A 12,398-nucleotide genomic window follows, 5' to 3' on the forward strand; every position below is an offset into this window, starting at 1 on the left:
GGTAAAGGGAGCGTCAAAACTGTAACCGTGGGACCACTACGCGTGCACGTGCATCTGCTCACGCATCTGCACATGAACAGAGTTATGATCCGGGTCAGTTGACCACTGCATCAATGGCCACACCAGCCAGTTGCACCACCGGGGAGCTACCTGTGGACCACGACGTGTACGACCTGTACGGCGTTCAAGGCGCGTCCGGCCCCTACAACGGCATGGACGCCGCCGAGCTGTCCGTGGCGTGGCAGAAGAGTCGGCACAGCAACTCGCAGGGATCGTGCGTGGAGTTCGCCCGGCTGCCCGGCGGCGAGGTCGCCGTGCGCAACTCCCGGTTTCCCGACGGTCCCGCGCTCGTCTACACCCGCGCGGAGATCGAGGCGATGCTGCTGGGCGTCAAGGACGGCGAGTTCGACCACCTGGTCGGCTGACCGCCCCCTCGGCCTCTCCGCTCGGGCCACCTGGTCGGCCGACCGCCCGCCCCCGCCGGGAACGCCCGGTCAGGGGAGGGCGGTTACGCGCGTAGAAGGCACCTCTGAGAGCGCGCCCCCGGCGATCAGTCGGCGCAGGCCGGTGCGGTCATCGGCAGTCGGAAGAGGGCCCAGACCACCTTGCCGCCGAGTCCGCCGGCCAGCGGGTGCCACCCCCAGCTGTCGCTGAACGAGTCGACCAGGAACAGCCCGCGCCCCGACTCGGCGGAGAAGTCGTCCTCCGCGTCCCGGGTCACCGGTGTCTCCCTGCTGGGGTCGCGCACCGCGCACACCATCCGCTCCGCCCAGCGCAGCAGGTGCAGCCGCACGGGCGGGCAGTGCTCGGGGAGCAGGCCGTCCATCGGGGGCAGCGCGTGCCGCAGGGCGTTGGTCACCAGCTCCGAGACGACGAGGCAGACATCGTCGGTCCGCTCGCCCGTGTCCCATCCGTCCAGTGTCTTGCGCGTGAACCCCCGTGCCTCGCCGACCGCTTCGTAGTGGGCGGGAAGCGCACAGGAGGCGGCGTCGGACACGGCCGCGGGATCGAGCGGCGGAAGGCCCTGCCGTAACGGCTGGAGCATGGTCGATCCATTCGTCCCCATGCGAGGCACTCCCGGGAATTCGCGGTCGTTGCGATACAGCGGTTGCGCGGGACCATGGTTTCGGATGCGTTCGGCAGATGCAAGGGCAGATGCACGTGCACGTGACCGAATTGGACCCTCCCGTACCGCTTCCGCGCTATTTTTTCCGCCAACTTTCCGTCCGGCCCTTGCCAAGTCTCCGCGAAACCTGCGCGGAATCTTGGTTCTTTTCCGTATCTGTAATCGGACGAGTACTGCTCGAAGTGTTTTAGTGGCAGACTGCGGCGCCTGGAAACGTTGGGGAGGCTGGCGAACGTGAGTGCGGGAGAGCCAGGATCGGTGGTGCGGCGCATGCTGCTCGGCTCGCAACTCAGGCGGCTGCGCGAGGCTCGCGGCATCACGCGTGAGGCGGCGGGCTACTCGATCCGTGCGTCCGAGTCGAAGATCAGCCGGATGGAGCTGGGCCGGGTGAGCTTCAAGACGCGCGATGTCGAGGACCTGCTGACGCTGTACGGGATCACCGACGAGGCGGAGCGCACCTCGCTGCTCTCCCTCGCCCGTGAGGCCAACGTCGCGGGCTGGTGGCACAGTTACTCGGACGTCCTGCCGAGCTGGTTCCCCACCTATGTCGGTCTCGAGGGCGCGGCCTCGCTGATCCGCGTCTACGAGGTGCAGTTCGTGCACGGCCTGCTCCAGACCGAGGAGTACGCCCGCGCGGTGGTCGCGCGCGGGATGCGCGGCGCGAGCGCGGCCGACGTCGAGAAGCGGGTGGCGCTCCGGCTCGAACGGCAGAAGTACCTGCTGTCGGAGAACGCCCCCGAGTTCCACATCGTGCTGGACGAGGCCGCCCTGCGCCGGCCCTACGGCGACCGCGAGGTGATGCGAGGCCAGCTCCAGCACCTGATCGACGTCTCCGCGCGCCCCAACGTCCGGCTCCAGATCATGCCGTTCGGCTTCGGCGGGCACTCGGGGGAGAGCGGCGCGTTCACGATCCTCTCCTTCCCCGAGTCGGACCTCTCGGACGTGGTCTACCTGGAGCAGCTCTCCAGCGCGCTCTACCTCGACAAGGCCGAGGACGTGGCCCAGTACGAGAGCGCGCTCAAGGAGCTCCAGCAGGACAGTCCGGGGCCGGACGAGAGCCGCGATCTTCTCCGGGGACTCCTCCAACTCTCTTGAAACACCCGTACGATGACATGTGATCAGACCGTGACGCAGATCGAGAGATCTTGTGTGTCTGCTAGTGATTGAGGGATCACATGTCGCCGTATTTCACCGAACTGGCACAGCAGTACATCGACGGCGCATGGCGCCAGGGCACCGGCTCCTGGGACATCATCGACTTCAATCCGTACGACGGTGAGAAGCTCGCCTCGATCACGATCGCCACGGTCGACGAGGTCGACGAGGCGTACCGGGCGGCCGCCGCCGCGCAGCGCGCCTGGGCCGCCACCAACGCCTACGCCCGCCGCGCGGTCTTCGAGCGGGCGCTGCGGCTGGTCGAGGAGCGCGAGTCGGAGATCACCGACGTGATCATCGCCGAGCTGGGCGGCACCCATGTGAAGGCCGGTTTCGAGATCCACCTCGCCAAGGAGTTCCTGCGCGAGTCGATCCACCTGGCGCTGCGTCCCGAGGGCAAGATCCTGCCGTCGCCGATCGACGGCAAGGAGAACCGCGTCTACCGCGAGCCGGTCGGCGTGGTGGGCGTGATCAGCCCCTTCAACTTCCCGTTCCTGCTCTCCCTCAAGTCGGTCGCGCCGGCCCTCGCGCTCGGCAACGGCGTGGTCCTCAAGCCGCACCAGAACACCCCGATCGCGGGCGGTTCGCTGGTCGCGAAGATCTTCGAGGACGCGGGTCTGCCGGGCGGTCTGCTCAACGTCGTGATCACCGACATCGCGGAGATCGGCGACGCCTTCATCGAGCACCCGATCCCCAAGGTCATCTCCTTCACCGGCTCCGACAAGGTCGGCCGGCACGTCGCGACCGTCTGCGCCGGGCAGTTCAAGCGGACCGTCCTCGAACTCGGCGGCAACAGCGCGGTCGTGGTCCTGGACGACGCCGACATCGACTACGCGGTCGACGCGGCGGTCTTCAGCCGGTACGTGCACCAGGGCCAGGTCTGCATGGCCGCGAACCGGGTCCTCGTGGACCGCTCGATCGCCGACGAGTTCACCGAGAAGTTCGTCGCCAAGGTGAAGTCCCTCAAGGTCGGCGACCCGCGCGACCCGCGGACCATCATCGGCCCGGTCATCAACTCCTCGCAGGCGGAGTCGCTCTCGGCCGTCGTCGAGCAGGCCGTCGAGCAGGGCGCGACCGCCCTGGTGCGCGGCACGACCACCGACAACCTGGTCGAGCCCTCGGTCCTCGCCGGGGTCCCCGCGGACTCCGCGCTGCTGCGCCAGGAGGTCTTCGGACCGGTCGCCTTCCTGATCACCTTCGACGGCGAGGAGGAGGCCGTCCGCCTCGTCAACGACACCCCGTACGGGCTCAGCGGCGCCGTCCACACCGGGGACGTCGAGCGCGGGGTGGCCTTCGCGAAGCGCATCGACACCGGCATGTTCCACGTCAACGACGGCACCGTGCACGACGAGCCGCTGGTGCCCTTCGGCGGCGAGAAGAGTTCGGGGGTGGGCCGCCTCAACGGCGAGACGACCGCGGACGCCTTCACCACGCTGAAGTGGATCTCGGTGCAGCACGGCCGCAGCGGCTTCCCCTTCTAGCGGCGCCGCCGAGGCTCCGGATCTTCCTTCCCCGCCACGGGCCAATGAGGACATCCCCTGTCCTCGTTGGCCCGTAGTTTCGTCGGTGTCGGGCAGCGCGAGCTGGCCGGAAAGCACCGGTGAAAGGCGGCGGTCATGGTGGCACACGTAGGGGCGGAGGCACCCGGTGACGAGCGCGGGGCGCTGCTCTCCTTCATCGAGGAGCAGCGCGGCGGCGTCCGGCGGTCCCTGCTCGGACTGACCGACGAGCAGGCGGCGGCCCGCCCGAGCGCGAGCGAGCTGTCCCTCGGCGGGCTGCTCAAGCACGTCGCCGAGGTCGAGCAGAGCTGGCTGGCGCGCGCCAAGGGCGAGCCGCCCGCCGTCCGCCGCGACCAGTCGAACTGGCACGAGTCCTTCGTCCTCCTCGACGACGAGAGCGTCGCCTCGCAGTTCGCCTACTGGGAGAAGGTCGCGGCCGAGACCGAGCAGTACGTGAGGTCGGTGCCGAGCCTGGACGACACGTTCCCGCTGCCCCCCGACCCCTGGTTCCCGCCGGAGGGGCGGGTGTCGGTGCGCTGGCTCTGTCTGCACCTGATCAGGGAGACGGCCAGGCACGCCGGCCACGCCGACATCATCCGCGAGTCCCTCGACGGGAAGACCGCGTTCGAGCTGGTCGCGCTGGAGCGGGGCACGGGCTGGGGGTGACCCGCCAGGGTCCTGCGCGGGGCATACACGTTCGAGGGAGAGGGGAAGGCTTTTCGGGGCGTTCTCAACTGACCGTCATTACTCTCCGCGTTCATGGACCTCATGGAGGGAACGATGCGATGCCACGGAGAAGGGTGATCACGGGGCGGAGCCAGGAGCCACGACGGCGCTACGCCGAAGAGATCCGGTTGCTTCGTAATGAACGCGGTTTCAGCCTGCGGCAGTTGTCGGAGGAAGTGGGTTGGGACCCTTCTCTGTTCGGCAAGTTGGAGAGCGGGGCGACGCTGGGGAGCCCCGAGGTAGCGCAGGCTCTCGATCACTACTACGAGACGCCAGGGCTGCTACTGGCCTTGTGGGAACTGGCAGTTAGTGACCCCACGCAGTTCAAGGAGCAGTACCGGCGGTACATGATTTTGGAGAGTGAGGCAGCGAGCCTGTGGCAGTACTCCGTGAGCATCGTGCCGGGTCTGCTTCAGACAGACGCCTACGCCCGCGAAGTCCTCGCTCTGGGCGGCTGGAAGGGCAAGGACCTGGAGCGGCAGGTTGAGGCGCGCACCGGGCGACGGAAGCTGCTGGAGGGGTGTGAGGACGTCCCGCCATTCCGCGCGCTCCTCGCGGAAGCAGTGCTGCGTACACCGCTGCAAGACCGCCAGGCGTGGCGCGAACAACTGGAGTTCTTGGCGGAGGTGGGGGAGCGGAAGCACATCAAGCTTCAGGTGATGCCGCAAAGCGCCGGACTCGGCGGGCTGGTGAACACCGACGTGATGTTCCTGCGTCTGCTGGACGGTGTCACTGTGGCCTACACGGAGAACTCGCATCGCGGCGAACTGATCGAAGAATCAGCCTCAGTTGAGCCGCTGCTACTTGCGTACGATGCGATGCGGGACGCGGCCATGAACTTGGACGCGTCGCGGGCGTTCATCCTGCGGCTGTTGGAGGAAGTACCGTGCGAGCCATCGACCTGAATAACGTGACGTGGCGCAAGAGCAGCTACAGCAATCCGGACGGCGGCAACTGCATCGAGGTCTCCCACGACTTCCTGGGCGGCGCCGCCTGGCGTAAGAGCAGCCACAGCAACCCTGACGGCGGCCAGTGCCTGGAGTTCGCCGACAACCTGCCCGTCGTCCCCGTCCGGGACAGCAAGGACCCCGCCCGCACCCCCCTCGTCTTCGAAGCCGGCGCCTGGTCCGTCTTCGCCGACGCCGTCGCGCGGGGCGACCTCGGCCGCTGAGCGAGGCCCTAGTGGTGGAAGCCGGTCGCCGCACCCCTGTCACGCGTCAACGGGTGCGGCTGCCTGCGCAGTTCGGGCAGCAGACGGCTCAGATCCTCGATGAACAGGTCCGCCAGGTCCTCCGAGAAGCCGTTGCGGCACACCACCCGCACCACCGACAGATCCTCCCGGTTCGGCGGGAACGTGTACGCGGGCACCAGCCAGCCGTTCTCCCGCAGCCGCCTGGCGACGTCGAACACGTCGTAGGACGTCACGTCGTCGGCCGTGGTGAAGGCGAAGACGGGCAGCTCGTCCCCGCGGGTGAGGAGCCGGAAGTCGCCAAGGCCCTCCACCCGGGAGGCGAGTGAGCGGGCCACGTCCCTGGTCGACTGCTGCACGGCCCTGAAGCCCTCCCGGCCGAGCCGCAGCAGCGTGTAGTACTGCGCGACGACCTGCGCGCCCGGACGCGAGAAGTTCAGCGCGAACGTCGGCATGTCACCGCCCAAATAGTTGACGCGGAAGACGAGTTCCTCGGGCAGCGCGTCCTTGTCCCGCCACAGCGCCCAGCCGACGCCCGGGTAGACCAGGCCGTACTTGTGGCCCGACGTGTTGACGGACGCCACCCGGGGGAGCCTGAAGTCCCAGACCAGGTCGGGGTCGAGGAAGGGCGCGATCATCGCGCCGGACGCGCCGTCGACGTGCACCGGGATGTCGAGTCCGGTGCGCTCCTGGAGGGCGTCGAGGGCCGCGCACAGGTCGGCGACCGGCTCGTAGGACCCGTCGAAGGTGGAGCCGAGGATGCCGACGACCCCGATGGTGTTCTCGTCGCAGAGATCGGCGGCGGCCTGCGGATCGAGGTGGAAGCGGTCGCCCTCCATGGGCACCGTGCGGGCCTCCACCTCCCAGAAGTTGCAGAACTTCTCCCAGCACACCTGGACGTTGACGCCCATGACCAGGTTGGGCCGCACGTCGTGCGCCGGGTAGCGGTCGGCGTTGCGCTGCGCCCAGCGCCGCTTCATGGCGAGCCCGGCGAGCATGCACGCCTCGCTTGAGCCGGTCGTGGAACAGCCCACCGCGGCGGCCGGGTCGGGCGCGTTCCACAGGTCGGCGAGCATCGCCACACAGCGCCGCTCCAGCTCGGCGGTGCGCGGGTACTCGTCCTTGTCGATCATGTTCTTGTCCCGGCACTCCGCCATCAGCACCCCGGCCTGCGGCTCCATCCAGGTGGTGACGAACGTGGCGAGGTTGAGCCGCGAGTTGCCGTCCAGCATCAGCTCGTCGTGGACGAGCTGGTACGCCGTCGACGGCGGCAGCGGCTGGTCGGGCAGCCGGTGCTTGGGCGGCGCGTCGGTCATGCCCGCGACCGGGTTCGCCTCCCCGAAGAACGGATTGACGGAGAGCGCGTGCCCGTCGTCGTGCTCGGAACCCTTGTGCAGCGCCATGAACGATCTCTCCTCCTGGTCTCGTGCGCGGTCGTTGTCTCGTCCTCGGGAACCGGTGGTCGCACGGTCACACGACCGGGCTCCCGTCGTCGTGGAGCTGCATCTGGGGGCGGCCGGTCACCAGCAGCCAGGCGGGCAGTGACGCGAAGCACAGCAGGGCGAGGATCGCCGGGGAGTCCACCAGGACGGCGGCCGTGAACAGACTCACCCAGCCCTGCCGGGTGACGGCCAGCAGCATGCCGAGCACCCCGCACGCGACACCGAGCGACGGGTCGACGGCGGGCACCAGCTGGTGCGCGGCGAGACCGAAGGACGCGCCGACGAACACCGCGGGGAAGATCCGGCCGCCCCTGAACCCGCTGGACGCGGCGACCAGCAGCGCGGCCAGCTTCACCACCGCCATCGTCAGGAACTGCCCGGCCGTCCAGCCGTCCGGGTCCCGGGCCAGCTCCCCGACCTCGTCCAGGCCCTTGAACAACGTCAGATGGCCGCCCAGGGCCCCCAGCAGACCCAGCACGACCCCGCCCGCGGGCAGCATCAGCATCGGATGGCGCAGCCGCCTGAAGGCGCCGTGCACGAAGGGGAAGGCGTGCACGGCGGCCATCCCGAGGACCGCCGCGAGCGAGGCCACCACGAGCGAGGCCAGCAGATCGCCCCAGTGGGGTCCGCCGAACGGGGGCAGATGGAGATCGAACGTCGGATGCGCCACCAGGGTGGTGGTCAGCGCCCCCACCGCCGCCGCGGCCAGCGGCGCGAACAGGCTGTCCCACAGCCGCCCCTTCGCCCCCCGGCCGGCCAGCGCCTCGGAGATGACCAGGGCCGCCGCCACCGGCGTGCCGAACAGCGCGCCGATCGTCGCCGACTCCGCGAGCACCGGCCAGATCGCGCCGGGCGCCCGCGGCAGGAACCGGCTGCCCAGCCAGAACGCCAGCCCCACGTTGACCGCGATGATCGGGTTCTCCGGGCCGAGACTGGGACCGCCCGCCAGCATCAGCGCCGTCGCCAGCACCAGACCGGGCAGCACCCTGGGCGGCAGCACCGGCGCGTCCAGGCCGAGGGTGGCCGGATCGGGGCCCGCGTGCCCGGGGACCCTCCACACCACCAGGCCCACCGCGACGCCGGTCGCGGTGAGCATGACCATCATCCACAGCACCGAGTACCGGCCCACCCCGAGGGCGTCGGGCAGGTTCTTCCACAGCACGCCCTGCAACAGCTCGGCGGCCTCGCTCACCCCGACGAACAGCAGACTCGCCAGCACGCCCACGGCCACCGCGGGCAGCAGCGACGCGAGCAGCACCCGGGCCGAGGGCGCGGCGGGCGCCGACGGCGGGCCGGGCGCGGGCGGGCCGGCCGCCGGCCGGGCCGTGTCAGGGGGCACGCGATCACCACAAGCCGTCATAAGGGGCCGTCGAGGCCATGAGGGGCATGGGGGCAGGAGGGGCAGGAGGGGTATGGGGGGCAGGAAGGGTATGGGGGCACGAGGCGCAGCGGGGGTCTCGGCAAGCGCGGCATCCGGCTCGGGAGGCGCCGGCCGCCGTGGCGCGGGGCCGGGGTCACTCCCGGGCCAGCACCACCGCCGTCCCGTACGCGCACACCTCGGTGCCCAGGTCCGCCGCCTCCGTCACGTCGAAGCGGAACATCAGCACCGCGTTCGCGCCCCGCGCGCGTGCCTGCTCGACGAGCCGCTCCATCGCCTGGTTGCGGGTCTGCACCAGCGTCTTGGTCAGCCCCTTCAGCTCGCCGCCGACCATCGACTTCAGACCCGCGCCGATCTGGCTGCCCAGATGGCGCGAGCGCACCGTCAGACCGAAGACCTCACCGATGACCTCCTGGACGCGGTGGCCCGGGACGTCGTTCGTCGTGACGACCAGTACATCCGGCCGGGGCCCCTGGCCGCCGCCGTACTCTTCGATGCCCATGGGCCACAGCTTGCTCCCAGGGCCCGCACAGCGCATCCCGGAGCCACCCGTGGAACCTGGGACGGGCACATTCCGTTGATAGCTTTGTGCGGCCTCACACTGGACGCCGTATCCGCACCCACCCCCTGGAGCCCGGAACCGTGACGACGCTTGCCCTCGGCCCGAGCTGGCTCGATCCGAACTACCTCCTGGACACGTTCGGCATCTGGGGCCTGCTCCTCATCGTCTTCGCGGAATCGGGCCTGCTCATCGGCTTCTTCCTGCCCGGCGACTCGCTGCTGTTCACGGCCGGTCTGCTGATCACCTCCCACCAGCTGAACTTCCCGCTCTGGGGCGCCATCGCGCTGATCTGCGTCGCCGCGATCCTCGGCGACCAGGCGGGCTACATGTTCGGCAAGAAGGTCGGCCCCTCTCTCTTCAGCCGCCCCGACTCCCGCCTCTTCAAGCAGGAGAACGTGGTCAAGGCCCACGAGTTCTTCGAGAAGTACGGCCCCAAGTCGCTGGTCCTGGCCCGCTTCGTGCCGGTGGTGCGCACCTTCACGCCGATCATCGCGGGCGTCAGCGGCATGAAGTACCGCTCGTTCCTGATCTTCAATGTGATCGGCGGCGTCCTGTGGGGCGCGGGCGTCACCCTGCTCGGCTCGTGGCTCGGCAAGATCGACTTTGTCAAGCAGAACATCGAGGCGATCCTGATCCTGATCGTCCTCGTGTCGGTCGTGCCGATCATCATCGAGTTCCTGCGGGCCCGCTCGAAGAACAAGAAGGCCGCGGCCGAGGCCCCCGAGCAGCAGTACCCGCAGCCCCAGGAGTGGGCGCCCGCCCCGCCGATGGACGACGCCACGACCCAGCTGCGCCGCATCCCGCCGGCCGAGCACCAGCAGTCCTACCCCCCGCAGCACCAGCAGCCGCAGGCCCAGCCGCACCCCCAGCACCAGCAGCCGCAGCAGCCGTACGACCCGAACCAGGACTACTACGCCCCGCAGTACCCGCAGCAGCAGCCGTACCCGCCGCAGCAGCCGAACCAGCAGCAGTACCCGTACAACAACAACGGCGGCGGCTACTGAGGACCGCGGACCACGGGCGGGCCGGGGGGCGGACGGGTCGAGGGGCTCTCTAGAAGCCCCGGGTCCGCTTCGCCGCCCTGCGGCCCGCCGCGCTCTCGCCGCCCGGCAGCCGCAGGAACAGCCGCGAGATCTCCGACCCGAGGTTCACCCCGATCGCGATGGCCATCGCCAGCGCCGCCGCCTTAGACAGCGACACCAGACCGCTGTCGACGTCGTTCTGGGCGATGGCCAGCAGCCCGAAGTACGTCGCCGAACCGGGCAGCAGCGGCCCGATCGCGGCCGTCGTGTACGGCAGCGCCGACGCGAACCGGTACCGGGACAGCAACTGCCCGAACAGCCCCACGAGCCCCGCCGCGACGGCCGTGGACGCCACCGGCGAGATCTCGCCGGTGACATGCATCGCGCCGTACACCGACCAGGCCACCCCGCCGTTCAGGGTCACCGCGAGCACGGTGGATCGTTCCTGCTGGAGCAGGACCGCGAAGGTCAGCGACAGCAGCATCGAGGCGCCGATCTGCCACAGCGGCTGTTTCGAACTGCCCAGCGCCGCGTCCGGGTTGAGATGCGCGCCCAACTGCACCCCGACGTAGAGCATCACCAGCACGCCGATGACGATGCCCACGAAGAAGTACATGACTTCGAGGAGCCGCGCGGCGGCCGTGATGTAGAAGCCCGTCAGGCCGTCCTGCACCCCCGCCACCAGGGCCCGCCCCGGCAGCAGCGCGAACAGCCCACCGGTGATCACCGCGGACGCCTTCACGTCCACGTGCGCCAGCGTCAGCGCGACGCCCATCGCGGCCGGCGGCATCGCGGCCACCGTGAACTGGTAGAACTCCGGCAGCCCGCGCCCCGCGCACAGCCACGCCAGCCGGTCGCCGAGCATCGCGCCGAGCGCCGCCGCGACGAACACCACCAGGTCACCGCCGACCAGCACCGAGGCGCCGCCCGCGAGCAGCCCGCTCGCCAGCGTCAGCACCCAGGTCGGGTACGGGTGCCGGTTGCGCCGTATCTCCGCCAGCCGCCGGTAGGCGTCCTCGAGGGAGATGTGCGTCTCCGGGTCGCTCAGGTCGTCCACCAACTGGAACACGGACGCCAGCCGGGTGTAGTCGGTCACCCGCCGCCGTACCGTCCGCGACGCCGTCACCGGATCGTCCACCAGGGACGGCTGGTAGGAGATCGACAGCAGCGTGAAGGTGACGGTCGGCTCGCACCGGTCGAGGCCGTAGGAGCGGCACACCGCGAACATCGCGGCCTCCACGTCCTCCGCGCCCTCGCCGCCCGCGAGCAGCAACTCCCCGATGCGCAGCGTCAGGTCGAGCACCCGGGGGACGGCGGGACCCGAGTCGTCGGCCTTCTGCGCCTGCTCGGGCGCCGGCCGGTCGGCCACCGGCATCCGCAGCATCGTGCGCATCCGGTCCTGCCACGGCACGTTCTTGGTCAGACTGACCATCGGCACACCGGAGGCGGGCGTGAACGCGCTCGGCGCCTCCCTGGCGCTGTACGTGGCGGGCGTGTTGAACGCCGACCCCTCCGTCTCGGCCGCCGACTGCGCCACCTCGAGCCCGGCCGGGACCGTGAACTCCGACGTCGTCTCCGGCTCCGCCGCGGCTCCCCGCGCCAGGGCGAGCCCCGTCGGGATCGCGAACTCGGACGTGATCTCCGGGTCGTAGCCCCGCGCCTCGTCCGACCGCGGCTTTCGGTCCTCCGCCTCCGTCACTGACGCAACGCTCCTCGAACGACGCCTTCGGTCAGCCTCAGTATGCGCACAGACACGCCGACGGGCCGCACGCCCACGCGTACGGCCCGTCCGGAGAGCGGGGAGGTCAGTGGCCGCCCTGCTCCTTGAAGCGCTTGTAGGACTTCTCGATCTCCGCCTCGGCGTCCGTACGGCCCACCCAGTCGGCGCCCTCGACGGACTTGCCCGGCTCCAGGTCCTTGTAGACCTCGAAGAAGTGCTGGATCTCCAGGCGGTCGAACTCCGAGACGTGGTGGATGTCCCTGAGGTGCTCCACCCGCGGGTCGGTGGCCGGCACGCACAGCAGCTTGTCGTCGCCGCCCGCCTCGTCCGTCATGCGGAACATGCCGATCGCACGGCACTTGATGAGGCAGCCCGGGAACGTGGGCTCGTCCAGGATGACGAGCGCGTCCAACGGGTCGCCGTCCTCGCCGAGGGTGTTCTCGACGAAGCCGTAGTCGGTCGGGTAGGCGGTCGAGGTGAAGAGGCGACGGTCCAGGCGGATCCGACCGGTCTCGTGGTCCACCTCGTACTTGTTCCGCGAACCCTTCGGGATCTCGATCGTGACGTCGAACTCCACCG

Annotated in this window: 13 protein-coding genes; 7 read left to right on the forward strand and 6 right to left on the reverse strand. The window is 69.8% G+C overall.

Going from position 1 to position 12,398, the window contains the following annotated elements:
- Positions 1 to 152: 152 nt before the first annotated feature.
- The gene (locus DDJ31_RS21500; RefSeq protein WP_127178704.1) at positions 153 to 425 is read left to right on the forward strand and encodes a DUF397 domain-containing protein; all 273 of its coding nucleotides are present in this window, start codon (positions 153 to 155) and stop codon (positions 423 to 425) included.
- Positions 426 to 550: 125 nt separating this feature from the next.
- Here DDJ31_RS21500 and DDJ31_RS21505 read toward each other — a convergent pair whose 3' ends face one another.
- Positions 551 to 1,066 (reverse strand): ATP-binding protein, encoded by a 516-nt coding sequence (locus tag DDJ31_RS21505; RefSeq protein ID WP_127178703.1) that lies wholly within the window; start codon positions 1,064 to 1,066, stop codon positions 551 to 553.
- 330 nt (positions 1,067 to 1,396) lie between these two features.
- Here DDJ31_RS21505 and DDJ31_RS21510 point away from each other — a divergent pair, with 330 nt between their 5' ends.
- From DDJ31_RS21510 to DDJ31_RS21530, 5 genes are all read left to right on the forward strand, one after another.
- Positions 1,397 to 2,221 carry a helix-turn-helix domain-containing protein gene (locus DDJ31_RS21510; protein WP_127182665.1) on the forward strand — a complete coding sequence of 275 codons (825 nt, stop codon included), beginning with the start codon at positions 1,397 to 1,399 and terminating at the stop codon, positions 2,219 to 2,221.
- A gap of 80 nt (positions 2,222 to 2,301) precedes the next feature.
- Positions 2,302 to 3,762 carry an aldehyde dehydrogenase family protein gene (locus DDJ31_RS21515; RefSeq protein WP_127178702.1) on the forward strand — a complete coding sequence of 487 codons (1,461 nt, stop codon included), beginning with the start codon at positions 2,302 to 2,304 and terminating at the stop codon, positions 3,760 to 3,762.
- 135 nt (positions 3,763 to 3,897) lie between these two features.
- On the forward strand, positions 3,898 to 4,446 hold the full coding sequence (locus DDJ31_RS21520; RefSeq protein ID WP_127178701.1) for a DinB family protein: 549 nt from the start codon (positions 3,898 to 3,900) through the stop codon (positions 4,444 to 4,446).
- Between the two features lie 119 nt (positions 4,447 to 4,565).
- Positions 4,566 to 5,411, forward strand: coding sequence for a helix-turn-helix domain-containing protein (locus DDJ31_RS21525; protein ID WP_127178700.1), 846 nt, complete (start codon positions 4,566 to 4,568; stop codon positions 5,409 to 5,411).
- The gene (locus DDJ31_RS21530) at positions 5,393 to 5,677 is read left to right on the forward strand and encodes a DUF397 domain-containing protein (RefSeq protein WP_127178699.1); all 285 of its coding nucleotides are present in this window, start codon (positions 5,393 to 5,395) and stop codon (positions 5,675 to 5,677) included. Before DDJ31_RS21525 ends, DDJ31_RS21530 begins: the two co-directional genes overlap by 19 nt.
- A gap of 8 nt (positions 5,678 to 5,685) precedes the next feature.
- Here the strand turns inward: DDJ31_RS21530 and DDJ31_RS21535 are convergent, their stop codons facing one another.
- The 3 genes from DDJ31_RS21535 to DDJ31_RS21545 all read right to left on the reverse strand — a co-directional run bounded on the left by DDJ31_RS21535 (position 5,686) and on the right by DDJ31_RS21545 (position 9,017).
- Positions 5,686 to 7,098, reverse strand: coding sequence for a glutamate decarboxylase (locus DDJ31_RS21535; protein ID WP_127178698.1), 1,413 nt, complete (start codon positions 7,096 to 7,098; stop codon positions 5,686 to 5,688).
- 67 nt (positions 7,099 to 7,165) lie between these two features.
- Positions 7,166 to 8,476, reverse strand: a complete 1,311-nt coding sequence (locus DDJ31_RS21540) for an ion channel protein (RefSeq protein ID WP_240678118.1) — start codon at positions 8,474 to 8,476, stop codon at positions 7,166 to 7,168.
- A gap of 175 nt (positions 8,477 to 8,651) precedes the next feature.
- Positions 8,652 to 9,017: a YbjQ family protein gene (locus DDJ31_RS21545; protein WP_127178696.1), complete on the reverse strand. Its 366-nt coding sequence runs from the start codon at positions 9,015 to 9,017 to the stop codon at positions 8,652 to 8,654.
- Between the two features lie 140 nt (positions 9,018 to 9,157).
- On the opposite strand from DDJ31_RS21545, the gene DDJ31_RS21550 reads away from it, so the two are divergent.
- Entirely contained in the window at positions 9,158 to 10,081 is a 924-nt protein-coding gene (locus tag DDJ31_RS21550; protein ID WP_127178695.1) for a DedA family protein, read from the forward strand.
- Between the two features lie 49 nt (positions 10,082 to 10,130).
- Here the strand turns inward: DDJ31_RS21550 and DDJ31_RS21555 are convergent, their stop codons facing one another.
- Together DDJ31_RS21555 and DDJ31_RS21560 are read right to left on the reverse strand one after the other, a co-directional pair.
- On the reverse strand, positions 10,131 to 11,798 hold the full coding sequence (locus tag DDJ31_RS21555; RefSeq protein ID WP_127178694.1) for a threonine/serine ThrE exporter family protein: 1,668 nt from the start codon (positions 11,796 to 11,798) through the stop codon (positions 10,131 to 10,133).
- A 106-nt stretch (positions 11,799 to 11,904) separates the two neighbouring features.
- Complete coding sequence (locus tag DDJ31_RS21560) at positions 11,905 to 12,396, reverse strand: inorganic diphosphatase (protein WP_093835817.1); 492 nt, start codon at positions 12,394 to 12,396, stop codon at positions 11,905 to 11,907.
- Positions 12,397 to 12,398 lie beyond the last annotated feature (2 nt).

It is taken from the genome of Streptomyces griseoviridis (genome assembly GCF_005222485.1).
In the GTDB taxonomy this organism is placed as follows: domain Bacteria; phylum Actinomycetota; class Actinomycetes; order Streptomycetales; family Streptomycetaceae; genus Streptomyces; species Streptomyces hintoniae.

Bases quoted from the DNA above. Each gene is read 5' to 3' on its own strand.
- DDJ31_RS21535 (WP_127178698.1), bottom strand. From the start codon at position 7,098: ATGGCGCTGCACAAGGGTTCCGAGCACGACGACGGGCACGCGCTCTCC.
- DDJ31_RS21525 (WP_127178700.1), top strand. From the start codon at position 4,566: ATGCCACGGAGAAGGGTGATCACGGGGCGGAGCCAGGAGCCACGACGG.
- DDJ31_RS21545 (WP_127178696.1), bottom strand. From the start codon at position 9,017: ATGGGCATCGAAGAGTACGGCGGCGGCCAGGGGCCCCGGCCGGATGTA.
- DDJ31_RS21505 (WP_127178703.1), bottom strand. From the start codon at position 1,066: ATGGGGACGAATGGATCGACCATGCTCCAGCCGTTACGGCAGGGCCTT.
- DDJ31_RS21515 (WP_127178702.1), top strand. From the start codon at position 2,302: ATGTCGCCGTATTTCACCGAACTGGCACAGCAGTACATCGACGGCGCA.
- DDJ31_RS21520 (WP_127178701.1), top strand. From the start codon at position 3,898: ATGGTGGCACACGTAGGGGCGGAGGCACCCGGTGACGAGCGCGGGGCG.
- DDJ31_RS21510 (WP_127182665.1), top strand. From the start codon at position 1,397: ATGCTGCTCGGCTCGCAACTCAGGCGGCTGCGCGAGGCTCGCGGCATC.